Below are 14,937 nucleotides of genomic sequence, written 5' to 3'. Positions count from 1 at the left end.
GGGCCGGGGTGGGGGGAGTGCTCAGCGTCGTCATGCCGGAATTGTCCCCCCGGAGCGGTCAGTTCCGTGGCTGCCAGGAGCCCGGCGAGTTCCACCAGATCGGTTCTGGCGAGCCGGGGCAGGGCGCATCCCGCGAGGGTGCGGCAGGCGTCCCGCCAGGTGGCGGGGACCGAGTCGCCGCCGCCGAGCGCACCGCTCAGCGCGCCGGCGAGGGCGGGCGCGGAGTCGGCGACCCGGGAGAGACAGGCGGCGGCGGGCACCGCGCCGCTGACCTCGCCCCCGGCGGCAAGGGTCAGGGCGAGGGCGACCGGCACGGTCTCGGCCGCGGCGATGCCGTAGCTGTAGACATGGTCGACGATCTGGTGCTCCAGCAGCGGTACGAGCGCGAAGGCGCCGGCCGGTTCATGGGCGACGTCGCGGGCCGGCTTGAGGGCGTGCCGGGCGTTGCGGCCGATCTCCGTGGTCGTCGGCAACTGGGCGAGCGCCGCCTCGACCGCGCCCTCGGCGTCCGCGCCGCCCAGCGCGGCGGCGACGGCGGCGGCCATGGCGCGGGCACCGTGCACCCCGTCCCCGTCCTGGGTGTAGCGGGCGTCGAACTCCGCGAGTTCGGCGGCGGCGGCCGGGCGGCCGGGGTGGACGGCGGCCAGCACGGCGGCCCGTACACAGGCGGCGTCGTCGAAGAAGTGCGGGTTGTCGTGGCCGGTGGCGGGCGGGCGCAGCCCGGTGGCGAGATTGCCGAGGCCCGCCCGTACGGAGATCCGCGCCCGCAGCGGCGGTACGGCGGACTCGACCTCGGGCGCGCGGGCCGCCGCCGCGGCGATCTCGCTGGCCAGGGAGTTCCAGGCCAGATCGACGGCGGCGCGCATCCGGCGGTCGGCGCCGAGCCCGTCGAAGTGGCGCCCGGCGGCGGTGAGGACGGACTCGGCGGTGAAGGCGGCCCATTCGGCGTCGTCGGAGGGGCCGAGCCGCAGCGGCTCGGGGGGCTGGTTGAGCGCGATGGGGACGGGCAGAGTGGTGGTCGCGTTCTGCTCGGCGAAGGTGTCCAGCTCCCGGGTGAGCCGCCGGGTCCACTCGGGCATCCGGGCGGCGCGGTGCCGGGCGGCGGGCCATCCGGCGGCGTCCCCGGCGGCGAGCCCGAGCAGCAGCCCCTCGATCCGGCGCAGCGGATCCCGCCCGCTCCCGTCAGTGCCGGTGCCTGTGCCGGTTCCGGTTCCGATGCCGCTCTGTTCGGTGCTGTGCTCTCCCGGGCCGGGCCGTCCGCCGGTCTTGTCGCGCCCGCCCGGGTACGGCGTCGCCGGGCGGGCGCCGTCCGTACCGGACCGTCGCGGCGGGGCGCCCCCGGTCACCGGTGTCATCACGCCACCTCGTCCTCGTCCGGGGTCAGCAGGTCGGCGATGTCCAGGACGTGGTAGCCGCGCATCGAGGGGAGGCAGCTTCCCCGGGCCGGGCCGATGGACGAGGACCACTCGGCGGGAATCGCCCGCGCCCCCGACACCGCTCCGGCCAGCGCGCCCGCCACCGCCGCGGTGGTGTCCGCGTCCCGGCCCATGTTGACCGCGGTCAGGACCGAGGTACGGAAGTCGCCCCGGGCCGCCGCGAACGCGCCGAAGGCCAGGCCCACCGCCTCCGGGGCCAGATCGGTCCAGGGATAGCCGCCGATGACCACCGAGGAGCGCAGTGCCCGCTCCATGGTGAGGGTGTCCGGGTAGCGGCGGCCCGCGGCGACCACGCCGCGGCGCAGGGTGCGGGCCGTCCAGGAGTCCATGGGGACGACGGAGAGTGCCGCGGCGATCACGGAGGCGGGCCCCGCGCCGGTCATCGCGGCGGCGACCCCCGCCGCGACCGCCCGGCCGCCGTAGATCCCCTCGCCGTCGTGGCTGACGGTGCCGTCGACGGCGACCAGCCGGGCCGCCTCCGCGGGGCGGCCCGCCGCGAACACCCCGAAGGGTGCCGCGCGCATCGCCAGTCCGTCGCTCCAGGCGTGCCGGTGCTGGGCGGTGATCGGGGCGGCGAGCCCGCGTCTGAGGTTCTCCAGCGTGCCGCGCTCGCTGAAGCCCGCCCCGCGGAACGGGCCCTCGTCGAGGTCCGCGATCCAGTGGTGCCAGGCGTTCTCGACATGGGAGACGGTCAGCGCCGAGCCGTGCCTGGCGAGCAGCAGCCCGGAGAAGATGGCGTACTCCGTGTCGTCCGTGCCCGCCGGCTTGTCGGTCACGAAACCCTCGATACGGCCCCAGCGGCGGCGGATCTCGGAGGGCCGCATGTTCTCAGCGGGGGCGCCGAGCGCGTCACCGACGGCGAGTCCGAGCAGCGCGCCGCGCGCCCGGTCGCGCAGCACCGCGGCCGCGTCGGGACCGGCGGCGGGGCCGCACGCGGTCGACTCCATCATGTGGCCCTTTCACGCGCGCCCGGGTGCGGAATGTGTTCCCGGTGGTCCTGGATCTCTGCCACGCCGGGCGCCCGGGGAGTCCGGGAAACGCCGCTGTCACCCGGCTGGCACGGCCCGCCGTCGCTGCCCCCGACGGGTCCCCGGTCCTGTCCCCGATGGCTTGTCATGCCTGGTAAGTACGGCCTTCCTTGCTGGCGGGAGCGCTTTTTCGTGCGTATTTTCGAAGCGTTGAGACATTGGGAAAGGGAGAACCATGTCGATCATCGACACCGAGGCCGCGCTCCACGTGGCGCACCGCGACAACCACACGCACCGCGATGTCAACGGCGGCTGGCTGCGTCCCGCGGTCTTCGGCGCGATGGACGGGCTGGTCTCCAATCTGGCGCTGATGACCGGGGTCGCGGGCGGCGCGGTCTCCCAGCAGACGATAGTGATCACCGGGCTCGCGGGCCTCGCGGCCGGTGCCTTCTCGATGGCCGCCGGCGAGTACACCTCGGTGGCCTCGCAGCGCGAGCTGGTCCAGGCGGAGCTGGAGGTGGAGCGCGGTGAACTGCGCAAGCACCCCGCCGACGAGCTGGACGAGCTGGCCGCGCTCTACGAGTCGCGCGGGGTGGAGCCCGAGCTGGCCCGTGAGGTGGCCCGGCAGCTCTCCCGCGATCCCGAGCAGGCGCTGGAGATCCACGCACGCGAGGAGCTGGGGGTCGATCCGGACGATCTGCCCTCGCCGGTGGTCGCCGCGGTGTCGTCGTTCGGATCCTTCGCGCTGGGCGCGCTGCTGCCCGTACTGCCGTATCTGCTGGGCGCGACGGCGCTGTGGCCCGCGGTGGCGCTGGCGCTGAGCGGGCTGTTCGCCTGCGGTGCCCTGGTGGCCCGGGTGACCGCGCGGAGCTGGTGGTACAGCGGACTGCGGCAGCTTGTGCTCGGCGGCACGGCGGCAGCGGTGACATACGGTCTCGGAGCCCTGTTCGGCGCGGCGGTCTGACCCACGCCCGAACGGGTCCTCCGTACCCCCTCAGGCCTTGCGGTACGGGCATCGAGCCCCCACCCTGTGACGTACAACCCCGGGCGTTCCGGGCGCCGGGGTGCGACACTATGCCCGGCGCCACATATGCGGCCGTTACCCGGCGGTTTCGAGTCGTTAATGACCGGGCATGAGCCGAAGGCGCCGCGGGCAACGAAGCCTGCTCCGCCACCCCCGGACGGACGACGATCTGTCCGTCTGCTCCCCACATCCACCGCTACGAGCGGTGTCCACATGCTGGAATCAGCTATCCGTTCCGCGAGAAGCTCCCCATCATGTAACCTGCGTGAAATTTCTTGGAGGGCCAGCGTCGTCCCTCGGTAATCGCATATGCCACGAAACGACGACGGGAGAGCCGATGCGTTCCGACGCCTGGTCGCCCATGGACGGTCGCCCCGCCCCGCAGGGCATGTACGACCCCCGTAACGAGCACGACGCCTGTGGCGTCGGGTTCGTGGCCACCCTCACCGGTGTAGCCAGCCACGCGCTGGTGGAGCAGGCGCTGACCGTACTGCGCAATCTGGAGCACCGGGGCGCCACCGGGTCCGAGCCCGACTCCGGCGACGGCGCCGGGATCCTGTTCCAGGTGCCGGACGCCTTTCTGCGCGAGGTCGCCGGTTTTGATCTGCCCGAGGCCGGCTCGTACGCCGTGGGCATCGCCTTCCTGCCCGCCGACGACGCCACCGAGGCCGTCTCGCGCATCGGGACGATCGCCGCCGAGGAAGGCCTGACCGTCCTCGGCTGGCGCGAGGTGCCCGTCGCCCCCGGACTGCTCGGCGCCACCGCGCGCGCCACGATGCCGGCCTTCCGCCAGCTCTTCGTCGCGGACGGTACGAGCACGGGCATCGCCCTGGACCGCAAGGCGTTCCTGCTGCGCAAGCGCGCCGAGCGCGAGGCCGGGATCTACTTCCCCTCGCTCTCCGCCCGTACGCTCGTCTACAAGGGCATGCTCACCACCGGCCAGTTGGAGCCGTTCTTCCCCGACCTCTCGGACCGCCGGCTCGCGACCGCCGTCGCGCTGGTCCACTCACGGTTCTCCACCAACACCTTTCCGAGCTGGCCGCTGGCCCACCCGTACCGCTTCGTCGCGCACAACGGCGAGATCAACACGGTCATGGGCAACCGCAACTGGATGCGCGCCCGCGAGTCCCAGCTCGCCTCCGAGCTGTTCGGGCCGGACAAGCTGGAGCGGATCTTCCCGGTCTGCACGCCCGACGCCTCCGACTCGGCGACCTTCGACGAGGTCCTCGAACTGCTCCACCTCGGCGGCCGGTCGCTGCCGCACTCCGTGCTGATGATGGTCCCGGAGGCCTGGGAGAACCATGACTCCATGGACCCGGCCCGGCGTGCCTTCTACCAGTTCCACGCCACGATGATGGAGCCCTGGGACGGCCCCGCCTGTGTCACCTTCACCGACGGCACCCAGGTCGGCGCGGTCCTCGACCGCAACGGGCTGCGCCCCGGCCGCTACTGGGTGACCGACGACGGCCTCGTCGTCCTCTCCTCCGAGGTCGGCGTCCTCGACATCGACCCGGCCAAGGTCGTCCGCAAGGGCCGCCTCCAGCCCGGCCGGATGTTCCTCGTCGACACCGCCGAGCACCGCATCATCGAGGACGACGAGATCAAGGCGGCCCTCGCCGCCGAGAAGCCCTACCAGGAGTGGCTCGAAGCCGGCGAGATCGAGCTGGAGGACCTGCCCGGGCGCGAGCACATCGTGCACACCCACGCCTCGGTCACCCGCCGCCAGCAGACCTTCGGCTACACCGAGGAGGAGCTGCGCGTCCTGCTCGCGCCGATGGCGCGCGCCGGGGCCGAGCCGATCGGCTCCATGGGCACCGACTCGCCGATCGCCGCGCTCTCCGCCCGGCCCCGGCTGCTCTTCGACTACTTCACCCAGCTCTTCGCACAGGTCACCAATCCGCCGCTGGACGCCATCCGCGAGGAACTGGTCACCTCGCTGCGCTCCTCGCTCGGCCCGCAGGGCAATCTCCTGGAGCCCACCGCCGCGTCCTGCCGGAGTGTCACCCTGCCCTTTCCGGTGATCGACAACGACGAGCTGGCCAAGCTCGTCCACATCAACGCCGACGGCGACATGCCGGGCATGAAGGCCGCGACGCTCTCCGGTCTCTACCGGGTCGGCGGTGGCGGAGAGGCCCTGGCCGCCCGGATCGAGGAGATCTGCGCCGAGACCGACGCCGCCCTGGAGAGCGGCGCCCGGATCATCGTGCTCTCCGACCGGCACTCCGACGCCGAGCACGCCCCGATCCCCTCGCTGCTGCTCACCGCCGCCGTCCACCACCACCTCATCCGCACCAAGCAGCGCGCCCAGGTCGGGCTGCTCGTCGAGGCCGGCGACGTCCGCGAGGTGCACCATGTGGCGCTGCTCATCGGATACGGGGCCGCCGCGGTCAACCCGTACCTCGCCATGGAGTCCGTCGAGGACCTCGTCCGCGCCGGTACGTTCATCGAGGGCCTGCCGCCCGAGCGCGCCATCCGGAACCTGATCCACGCCCTGGGCAAGGGCGTCCTCAAGGTCATGTCCAAGATGGGCATCTCGACCGTCGCCTCCTACCGGGGGGCACAGGTCTTCGAAGCGGTCGGCCTCGACCAGTCGTTCGTCGACAAGTACTTCAACGGCACCGCCACCAAGATCGGCGGTGCCGGTCTCGATGTCGTCGCCGAGGAGGTCGCCGCCCGGCACGCCAGGGCGTACCCGGCCTCCGGGATCTCCGCCAGCCACCGCAAGCTGGAGATCGGCGGCGAGTACCAGTGGCGCCGCGAGGGCGAGCCGCACCTCTTTGACCCGGAGACGGTCTTCCGCCTCCAGCACGCCACCCGCGCCCGCCGCTATGACATCTTCAAGATGTACACCGAACGGGTGAACGAGCAGTCCGAGCGGCTGATGACCCTGCGCGGTCTCTTCGGCTTCGCCCCTGACCGTGAGCCGGTCCCGCTCGACGAGGTCGAACCGGTCTCGGAGATCGTCCGGCGCTTCTCCACCGGCGCCATGTCGTACGGCTCCATCTCCCGCGAGGCGCACGAGACCCTCGCCATCGCCATGAACCAGCTCGGCGGCAAGTCCAACACCGGCGAGGGCGGCGAGGACGCCGACCGGCTGTACGACCCGGCGCGCCGCTCCTCCATCAAGCAGGTCGCCTCCGGGCGCTTCGGCGTCACCAGCGAGTACCTCGTCAACGCCGACGACATCCAGATCAAGATGGCGCAGGGCGCCAAGCCCGGCGAGGGCGGCCAGCTCCCCGGGCACAAGGTCTACCCCTGGGTCGCCAGGACCCGGCACTCCACCCCCGGCGTCGGCCTGATCTCCCCGCCCCCGCACCACGACATCTACTCCATCGAGGACCTCGCCCAGCTCATCCACGACCTCAAGAACGCCAACCCGCGCGCCCGCATCCATGTGAAGCTGGTCTCCGAGGTCGGCGTCGGCACGGTCGCCGCCGGGGTCTCCAAGGCACACGCCGATGTGGTGCTCATCTCGGGACACGACGGCGGTACGGGCGCCTCCCCGCTCACCTCCCTCAAGCACGCCGGCGGCCCCTGGGAGCTGGGCCTCGCCGAGACTCAGCAGACCCTTCTGCTCAACGGTCTGCGCGACCGGATCGTCGTACAGACCGACGGGCAGCTCAAGACCGGCCGCGATGTCGTCATCGCCGCGCTCCTCGGCGCCGAGGAGTTCGGCTTCGCGACCGCGCCCCTCGTCGTCTCCGGCTGCGTCATGATGCGCGTCTGCCACCTCGACACGTGCCCGGTCGGCATCGCCACCCAGAACCCGGTGCTGCGCGAGCGGTTCTCCGGCAAGGCCGAGTACATCGTCAACTTCTTCGAGTTCATCGCCGAGGAGGTCCGCGAGATCCTCGCCGGGCTCGGCTTCCGTACCCTCGAAGAGGCCGTCGGCCACGCCGAACTGCTCGACACCGAACGGGCCGTGGACCACTGGAAGGCCCAGGGCCTCGACCTCAAGCCGCTCTTCCACGTACCCGACCTGCCCGGGAACGCCGTACGCCACCGGGCCGTCGAGCAGGACCACGGACTGGAGAAGGCCCTCGACAACGAGCTGATCAAGCTCGCCGCCGACGCCCTCGCCGCCGACAGCGCCGAGGCCGCCCAGCCGGTACGCGCCCAGACCGGCATCCGGAACATCAACCGGACCGTGGGCACCATGCTCGGCCACCAGGTGACCAGGAAGTTCGGCGGCGCGGGCCTGCCCGACGACACCATCGACATCACCTTCACCGGCTCGGCCGGCCAGTCCTTCGGCGCGTTCCTGCCGCGCGGCATCACCCTGCGGCTGGAGGGCGACGCCAACGACTATGTCGGCAAGGGCCTCTCCGGCGGCCGGATCGTCGTACGCCCCGACCGCGGCGCCGACCACCTCGCCGAGTACTCCACCATCGCGGGCAACACCATCGCCTACGGCGCGACCGGCGGCGAACTGTTCCTGCGCGGCCGCACCGGCGAGCGCTTCTGCGTCCGCAACTCCGGCGCCACCGTGGTCTCCGAGGGCGTGGGCGACCACGGCTGCGAGTACATGACCGGCGGCCACGCCGTGGTCCTCGGCCCGATCGGGCGCAACTTCGCCGCCGGTATGTCCGGTGGCATCGCGTATGTCGTCGACCTCGCCCCCGACAATGTCAACGCCGGGAACCTCGCCGCCGTGGGCCCGCTCGACGACACCGACAAGCAGTGGCTGCACGACGTGGTGCGCCGCCACCAGGAGGAGACGGGCTCCACCGTCGCCGGGAAGCTCCTGGCCGAGTGGGACACCGCCGTGGACCGCTTCAGCAAGATCATCCCCACTACGTACAAGGCAGTGCTCGCCGCCAAGGACGCCGCCGAGCTGGCCGGTCTCTCGGAGACCGAGACCACCGAGAAGATGATGGAGGCGGCGACCCATGGCTGACCCGAAGGGCTTTCTCACCACCGGCCGCGAGGTCGCGCCCACCCGCCCGGTCGAGGAGCGCGTCAAGGACTGGAACGAGGTGTACGTCCCCGGCTCGCTGCTCCCGATCATCAGCAAGCAGGCCGGCCGCTGCATGGACTGCGGCATCCCGTTCTGCCACAACGGCTGCCCGCTCGGGAATCTGATCCCCGAGTGGAACGACTACGCGTACCGCGAGGACTGGACGGCGGCGAGCGAGCGCCTGCACGCCACCAACAACTTCCCCGAGTTCACCGGGCGGCTCTGCCCCGCGCCCTGTGAGTCCGCGTGCGTGCTCGCCATCAACCAGCCCGCCGTCACCATCAAGAACGTCGAGGTCGCCGTCATCGACAAGGCCTGGGACAGCGGCGACGTCACCCCGCAGCCGCCCGACCGGCTCTCCGGCAAGACCGTCGCCGTCATCGGCTCGGGACCGGCCGGACTGGCCGCCGCCCAGCAGCTCACCCGGGCCGGCCACACCGTCGCGGTGTACGAGCGCGCCGACCGGATCGGCGGGCTCCTGCGGTACGGCATCCCCGAGTTCAAGATGGAGAAGTCGCACATCAACCGGCGTATCGAGCAGATGCGCGCGGAAGGCACCAAGTTCCGTACCGAGATCGAGATCGGCCGGGACATCGACGCCGCGAAGCTGCGCAAGCGGTACGACGCGGTGGTCATCGCCGCCGGCGCCACCGTCTCGCGCGATCTGCCCGTACCCGGCCGCGAGCTGAACGGCATCCACTTCGCGATGGAGTACCTGCCGCTCGCCAACAAGGTGCGCGAGGGCGATCTGACGGTCTCCCCGATCAGCGCCCAGGGCAAGCATGTCGTGGTCATCGGCGGCGGCGACACCGGCGCGGACTGCGTCGGTACGGCCCACCGCCAGGGCGCCGCCTCCGTCACCCAGCTCGAGATCATGCCGAGGCCCGGCGAGGACCGCGCCCCGCACCAGCCGTGGCCGACCTTCCCGATGCTCTACAAGGTCACCTCCGCGCACGAGGAGGGCGGCGAGCGCGTCTACTCCGTCTCGACCACCCACTTCGAGGGCGACGAGCACGGCGACGTGCGGTATCTGCACCTGGTCGAGGTGGAGTTCAAGGACGGCAGGCCGGCGCAGAAGCCGGGCACCGAGCGGCGGATCCCGGCGCAGCTCGTCACGCTGGCCATGGGCTTCACCGGCACCGACCAGGCGAACGGTCTGGTCGAGCAGTTCGGCCTGGAGCTGGACGAGCGCGGCAACATCGCGCGGGACGCGGACTTCGCGACCAATGTGCCCGGTGTGTATGTGGCCGGGGACGCGGGGCGCGGACAGTCGCTGATCGTGTGGGCGATCGCCGAGGGCCGCTCGGCGGCGCGCGGCGTGGACCGCTATCTCACCGGGGCGAGCGAACTGCCCGCCCCGATCCGCCCGACCGACCGCGCTCTGACAGTCTGACCCGCGCGGCACACGTAAGCGCGGCACACGTACACCGCACACATCACGGCAACACATCACGGCACACACATAAGAAGCTCCCGTACAACGGCGTACGGGCGGTGTCGGCCCGGGGAGCGTCTCCCGGGTCCCCCGCAAGGCGCGGCGCCTGCCCCCAGTCCCCGACCGGACCGACGGCAGGCGCCGTGGCCCTCGCCTCCCCGCCCGGTGGTACGGCGGGACTCGGCGCCCGTGTCCTCACGTACCCTCAACAGGTCCGCGCACCGAGACACGTCGCGCACCGAGACACAGGGGGAGCCTCGTGGGACCGGGACCTGCCATCAGCCTGCGCAAGATCGAGGAGACCGCGCCGGGGCTCGTCAGCCTCTACAAGAGCGCGGGCGTCTCGCTGGTGAAGAACGGACTGGACGGGCAGCGGGCAGCCGTCTATCTGGTTCTCGACTACTCGGGTTCGATGAAGGACTACTACAAGGACGGCAGTGTCCAGGCGCTCGCCGACCGGGTCCTCGGACTCTCCGCCCACCTGGACGACGACGGCACCGTACCCGTCATCTTCTTCTCCACCGATATCGACGCCGAGACCGACATCTCACTCGCCGGACACCGGGGCCGTATCGACGAGATCGTCGCCGGGCTCGGGCACATGGGGAAGACCAGCTACCACCTGGCGATGGACGCGGTGATCGACCACTATCTGGACAGCGGGTCCACCGAGCCCGCGCTGGTGGTCTTCCAGACCGACGGAGGGCCGACGAGCAAGCCCGCGGCCGAGCGGTATCTGTGCAAGGCCGCACGGCTGCCGCTGTTCTGGCAGTTCATCGGCTTCGGCGACCCGGGCAGCAGACAGTTCGACTTCCTGCGCAAGCTCGATGAACTCCCCGTCCCGGCCAAACGGCCCGTCGACAACGCCGGGTTCTTCCACGCCGGCGAGGACCCGCGACGGGTGACGGACGCTGAGCTGTACGACCGGCTGGTGGGGGAGTTCCCGCACTGGCTGCGCCGGGCACGGGAACTGGGTATCGCGCGCTGACGAGGACTCGCCGGAATCCGCCGTGATACCCGACAGAAGGTGTCGGGTATCGGCGGTTGACTGGACCCATGACATTCACCTGGTCGGATTTCCGGTCCGCGGAACCGGACTTCGCCGACACCGTACGGCAGCGATTCCAGAAGTACCCCCACCATGTGCTCGCGACCCTCCGCAAGGACGGCTCCCCCCGGGTATCGGGGCTCGAAGTGTCCTTTCTCTTCGGGGAGTTGTGGCTCGGGATGATGCCGAATTCCCTCAAGGCGCGGGATCTGCTGCGCGATCCCCGGTTCAATGTGCAGGCGAATCCCGGCTCCGGCAAGGAGCTGGCCGACGGGGACGTCAGGATCGGCGGCCGGGCCGTGGTGGTCACGGACGAGAGCTCGCTCGCGCGGATCTCGGGGGAGGTCGGGGTGCCGCTGCCGTTCCATCTCTTCCGGGCGGAACTCTCCGAAGTCGTCTGGACCGGGCTCGACGGCGAGGAGATGGTCGTACGGATCTGGCACCCCGGCCGGCCGCCGCGCACCGTACGGCGCGGGGCGGGCGAGGAGCCGCCGCGGGAGGAGGCCGGGTGACCGGCACCGTATCGCCGTCCGGCGCGAGGGCGTGCTAGGCTGACGGCGTTGCAGTTTTGGTACCCATGAACTTTATGTGCGCCTGACGGGAAATGTTCGTCAGGCGCATTATTGTTTTCGCCGGCTTTCTCCGGATGGGGCTCAACGCGGCGACGAGGAATTCGCGCAGTGCGGATTTCCGGCTCTGCACCTGTTTAGGAGAATGACATGGCTACAGGCACCGTGAAGTGGTTCAACTCGGAAAAGGGCTTCGGCTTCATCGAGCAGGACGGCGGCGGCGCCGACGTCTTCGCCCACTACTCCAACATCGCCACCCAGGGGTTCCGTGAGCTCCAGGAGGGCCAGAAGGTCTCGTTCGACGTCACGCAGGGCCAGAAGGGCCCGCAGGCGGAGAACATCGTCCCGGCCTAATTTCCGGACGCGTACCTCGCAGCCGGGGCCCGCACCACACAGGTGCGGGTCCCGGCTCGCGCTGTCCTCAGGCCCAGGAAGGCATTTCCGCATGACTCGATCCGAGCGGTACGACCGTGCCGCCCGCCCCGCCGGCAAGCGCCCGGTGAATTCCCGCGCCAAGGGACCCGCGAAAGGCCCGGCCAAAGCACCCGCCCGGCGCGCCGCCGTCCGTCCGCAGGAATTCACTCTGCCGGAAACCATCACCCCCGCGCTGCCCTCCGTCGAGGCGTTCGACGAGCTGGACATGCCCGCGGGCCTGCTCAAGACCCTCACCGCACAGGGAGTGACACAGCCGTTCCCCATCCAGGGCGCGACCCTGCCCAACTCCCTCGCGGGACGCGACATCCTCGGCCGGGGCCGCACCGGCTCCGGCAAGACCCTCGCCTTCGGCCTGGCGCTCCTCGCCCGTACGGCGGGCCGGCGCGCCGAGCCGCGCGCGCCGCTCGCACTGGTGCTGGTGCCCACGCGCGAGCTGGCACAGCAGGTGACCGACGCGCTCACCCCGTACGCCACCGCCGTCAACCTCAAGCTGACCACCGTCGTCGGCGGGCTCTCCATCACGAAGCAGGCGGGCGCGCTGCGGCGCGGCGCCGAGGTGCTGGTGGCGACGCCGGGCCGGCTCAAGGACCTCATCGAGCGCGGCGACTGCCGGCTCGACCGGGTCGCGGTCACCGTCCTCGACGAGGCCGACCAGATGGCCGACATGGGCTTCATGCCGCAGGTCACGGCACTGCTCAAGCAGGTCGAGCCGGGCGGACAGCGGATGCTGTTCTCGGCGACCCTGGACCGCAATATCGACCGGCTCGTACGGCAGTACCTGACCGACCCGGTGGTCCACTCCGTCGACCCGTCCCAGGGCGCGGTCACCACGATGGAACACCATGTGCTGCACGTCCTTGACGAGACGGACAAGAAGGAGATCACCACCCGGATCGCCGCGCGCGACGGGCGGGTGCTGCTCTTCCTCGACACCAAGCGGTCCGTGGACCGGCTGGTCAAGCGGCTGCTGGCGAGCGGGGTACGGGCCTCGGGGCTGCACGGCGGGCGTTCCCAGCCGCAGCGCAACCGGACGCTCGAACAGTTCAAGAACGGCCAGGTGACCTGTCTTGTCGCGACCAATGTCGCGGCGCGCGGCATCCATGTGGACGATCTCGACCTGGTCGTGAACGTCGACCCGCCCGTCGACCACAAGGACTATCTCCACCGAGGCGGGCGCACCGCCAGGGCGGGGGAGTCCGGCAGCGTGGTGACGCTGGTGCTGCCCGAACAGCGGCGCGAGATGACCCGGCTGATGTCGGACGCGGGGATCGTGCCCCGGTCGGCGCGGATCACCTCCAAGGACGAGGAACTGGTACGGCTGACGGGTGCTCGTGAGCCCTCCGGGGTGCCGGTCACCATCGATGTGCCGCAGCCCGTCGTCCAGGCGAAGCCGCGGACCCGGACCTCGCGTCCGGCGCGCTCCGGCGCGGGCGGCGGCGGTGGCGCGGCGCGTCTCGGCGGAGCCGGGGGTACGGGTACGGGCCGTGGCGGCCGGGGCCGGCGCGGCCGTCCGGACCGGGGCGCCGACGGGGGCCGGCGCACGGCCGCCTGAGCGCGAACGTCTCCACGCCGGGGCCCGGCGGCGTCCGAACGAGCCGCCGGGCCCCGGCATTCCGCCCGGCCCTGGGCCGGTCCGGGATCGTTCCCGCCCGGCCCCCGGCCCGGTCCCACCTCCGTCTGACTCCGCCCGTGGCCCGGCTTCGGCCCGGCCCCGCTCCTGGCCGAAACCCGGCGCACACGGTGCGGCGGGCGGGTCGGACGGCCGGTGTACGGGGTGCTACCGGCCTGGTTCGAGCGGTTAACTTCCCGGAAACTCCACGCCGTTGGGATTGACGTGTACAGGTCTACGCGCGTCATCATGAAGCCATGCGAATTCCCCCACGTATCGCCACCCTCGGTGGCGCCGCCGCTCTCGCGGCCTCGGTCCTCGTCGGCGGAGTCACCGCCACCGCCGCCTCCGCCGCCACCTCGGCCGTCGGCAGCATCTGCTACTCCAAGCTGCCCTCCCAGGCCCACACCACCCTCCGTCTCATCGACGCCGGCGGGCCCTTCCCGTACCGGCAGGACGGCGGTGTCTTCCAGAACCGCGAAGGCATCCTTCCGAAGCAGTCGAGCAGCTACTACCACGAGTACACCGTTGTCACGCCCGGTTCCTCCGACCGCGGTGCGCGTCGCATCGTGACCGGCCAGCGGAACAACGAGGACTACTACACCTCCAACCACTACGCGTCGTTCTCGCTGGTCAACTACGGCTGCTGAGACCGCTGACCGGAAGGTAGCCTCCGTCCCATGACGGTGACGTATGTGATCGACGGGGCGGAGGTCACCGACCTCGATCGCTTCTGGCAGGTGATCGGGGCGGCAGTGAACGGTCCCGGCGGCTACTTCGGGCGCAATCTCGACGCGCTCGCGGACTGTCTGCACGGGGGGTACGGCACGCCTGACGACGGCGACTTCGTCATCGAATGGCGCCGGCACGACCTCTCGCGCAGCGCGCTCGGCCAGGAGGAGACGGTGCGTACGCTCCAGCGGCGGCTGGAGCGGGCGCACCCGGACAACAGGCCCGCCATCCAGGCGGAGTTGGACGACGTTCTGGCCGGGCGCGGCCCCACCGTCTTCGACGAACTGGTACGGCTCATCGAGGAAGAGGCGCCCGGAGTACTGAGACTCGACTAGGGTCTGTCGTTTGGATCTGGCTGGATCAGGGAGCGGGGTCTGGTGCCGTGGATCGCAAGGCGGAGGATGGAGCCATGGCGGAGCCCTGGTGACTGACGGCAACGCGGCGAGGCGCGGTGCCGGGGCCCGCGAGCCCAGCAAGATCCAAACGAGAGGCCCTAGGTCCTGTCCGGTCGGTCTTCGTGGATCAGACCGCGGCGTCTGGTGGAGGGGGTCCCTCCCGTGCCGTTCAGGCCACGGGGGAGCATCGCAAGGCGGAGGATCGCGCGTGTACTGGACGTACTCGGGCGACTCCGACAACGCGGTGAGGTGCCGTGCCAGGCGTCGCGGGCCCGCGAAGATCGGCCGGACAGGGCCTAGGGCGTGTCTTCAAAGTCCCGTCTGCCCGG

The 14,937-nt window shown here is 71.3% G+C and carries 11 protein-coding genes; 9 read left to right on the top strand and 2 right to left on the bottom strand.

What is annotated here, in order from left to right; translation table 11 throughout:
• Together WH07_RS17775 and WH07_RS17770 are read right to left on the bottom strand one after the other, a co-directional pair.
• Window positions 1-1,355, bottom strand: a 1,355-nt coding sequence (locus WH07_RS17775; protein ID WP_232788943.1) for an ADP-ribosylglycohydrolase family protein, incomplete at its 3' end; no start/stop codon positions are given.
• The gene (locus tag WH07_RS17770) at window positions 1,355-2,383 is read right to left on the bottom strand and encodes an ADP-ribosylglycohydrolase family protein (RefSeq protein WP_046500982.1); all 1,029 of its coding nucleotides are present in this window, start codon (window positions 2,381-2,383) and stop codon (window positions 1,355-1,357) included. The genes WH07_RS17770 and WH07_RS17775, both read right to left, overlap by 1 nt.
• Before the next feature lie 256 nt (window positions 2,384-2,639).
• Here WH07_RS17770 and WH07_RS17765 point away from each other — a divergent pair, with 256 nt between their 5' ends.
• From WH07_RS17765 to WH07_RS17725, 9 genes are all read left to right on the top strand, one after another.
• The gene (locus WH07_RS17765; RefSeq protein ID WP_046500981.1) at window positions 2,640-3,368 is read left to right on the top strand and encodes a VIT1/CCC1 transporter family protein; all 729 of its coding nucleotides are present in this window, start codon (window positions 2,640-2,642) and stop codon (window positions 3,366-3,368) included.
• Between the two features lie 397 nt (window positions 3,369-3,765).
• Entirely contained in the window at window positions 3,766-8,325 is a 4,560-nt protein-coding gene (gene gltB, locus WH07_RS17760; RefSeq protein ID WP_046500979.1) for a glutamate synthase large subunit, read from the top strand.
• The gene (locus WH07_RS17755) at window positions 8,318-9,778 is read left to right on the top strand and encodes a glutamate synthase subunit beta (protein WP_046500977.1); all 1,461 of its coding nucleotides are present in this window, start codon (window positions 8,318-8,320) and stop codon (window positions 9,776-9,778) included. The genes gltB and WH07_RS17755 overlap by 8 nt, the downstream gene beginning before the upstream one ends.
• A gap of 301 nt (window positions 9,779-10,079) precedes the next feature.
• On the top strand, window positions 10,080-10,808 hold the full coding sequence (locus WH07_RS17750) for a vWA domain-containing protein (RefSeq protein WP_046500976.1): 729 nt from the start codon (window positions 10,080-10,082) through the stop codon (window positions 10,806-10,808).
• Between the two features lie 68 nt (window positions 10,809-10,876).
• A complete protein-coding gene (locus WH07_RS17745; RefSeq protein ID WP_046500974.1) occupies window positions 10,877-11,380 on the top strand; it encodes a pyridoxamine 5'-phosphate oxidase family protein in 504 nt (167 codons plus the stop codon).
• Window positions 11,381-11,587: 207 nt separating this feature from the next.
• The gene (locus tag WH07_RS17740) at window positions 11,588-11,791 is read left to right on the top strand and encodes a cold-shock protein (RefSeq protein WP_015607926.1); all 204 of its coding nucleotides are present in this window, start codon (window positions 11,588-11,590) and stop codon (window positions 11,789-11,791) included.
• Window positions 11,792-11,882: 91 nt separating this feature from the next.
• On the top strand, window positions 11,883-13,424 hold the full coding sequence (locus WH07_RS17735) for a DEAD/DEAH box helicase (RefSeq protein ID WP_046500973.1): 1,542 nt from the start codon (window positions 11,883-11,885) through the stop codon (window positions 13,422-13,424).
• A gap of 314 nt (window positions 13,425-13,738) precedes the next feature.
• A complete protein-coding gene (locus WH07_RS17730; RefSeq protein ID WP_046500971.1) occupies window positions 13,739-14,131 on the top strand; it encodes a ribonuclease domain-containing protein in 393 nt (130 codons plus the stop codon).
• 30 nt (window positions 14,132-14,161) lie between these two features.
• A complete protein-coding gene (locus tag WH07_RS17725; RefSeq protein WP_046500970.1) occupies window positions 14,162-14,548 on the top strand; it encodes a barstar family protein in 387 nt (128 codons plus the stop codon).
• Window positions 14,549-14,937: the final 389 nt, after the last annotated feature.

This window comes from Streptomyces odonnellii (assembly GCF_000981895.1).
Lineage (GTDB): Bacteria > Actinomycetota > Actinomycetes > Streptomycetales > Streptomycetaceae > Streptomyces > Streptomyces odonnellii.
Note: the sequence above shows the minus strand (reverse complement) of the source record. Positions and strands in the feature narration are given on the sequence as shown.

Excerpts from the sequence above, each read along its gene's own strand:
- WH07_RS17770 (WP_046500982.1), bottom strand. The coding sequence starts at position 2,383 with ATGGAGTCGACCGCGTGCGGCCCCGCCGCCGGTCCCGACGCGGCCGCG.
- WH07_RS17755 (WP_046500977.1), top strand. The coding sequence starts at position 8,318 with ATGGCTGACCCGAAGGGCTTTCTCACCACCGGCCGCGAGGTCGCGCCC.
- WH07_RS17725 (WP_046500970.1), top strand. The coding sequence starts at position 14,162 with ATGACGGTGACGTATGTGATCGACGGGGCGGAGGTCACCGACCTCGAT.
- WH07_RS17735 (WP_046500973.1), top strand. The coding sequence starts at position 11,883 with ATGACTCGATCCGAGCGGTACGACCGTGCCGCCCGCCCCGCCGGCAAG.
- WH07_RS17745 (WP_046500974.1), top strand. The coding sequence starts at position 10,877 with ATGACATTCACCTGGTCGGATTTCCGGTCCGCGGAACCGGACTTCGCC.
- WH07_RS17740 (WP_015607926.1), top strand. The coding sequence starts at position 11,588 with ATGGCTACAGGCACCGTGAAGTGGTTCAACTCGGAAAAGGGCTTCGGC.
- WH07_RS17765 (WP_046500981.1), top strand. The coding sequence starts at position 2,640 with ATGTCGATCATCGACACCGAGGCCGCGCTCCACGTGGCGCACCGCGAC.
- gltB (WP_046500979.1), top strand. The coding sequence starts at position 3,766 with ATGCGTTCCGACGCCTGGTCGCCCATGGACGGTCGCCCCGCCCCGCAG.
- WH07_RS17730 (WP_046500971.1), top strand. The coding sequence starts at position 13,739 with ATGCGAATTCCCCCACGTATCGCCACCCTCGGTGGCGCCGCCGCTCTC.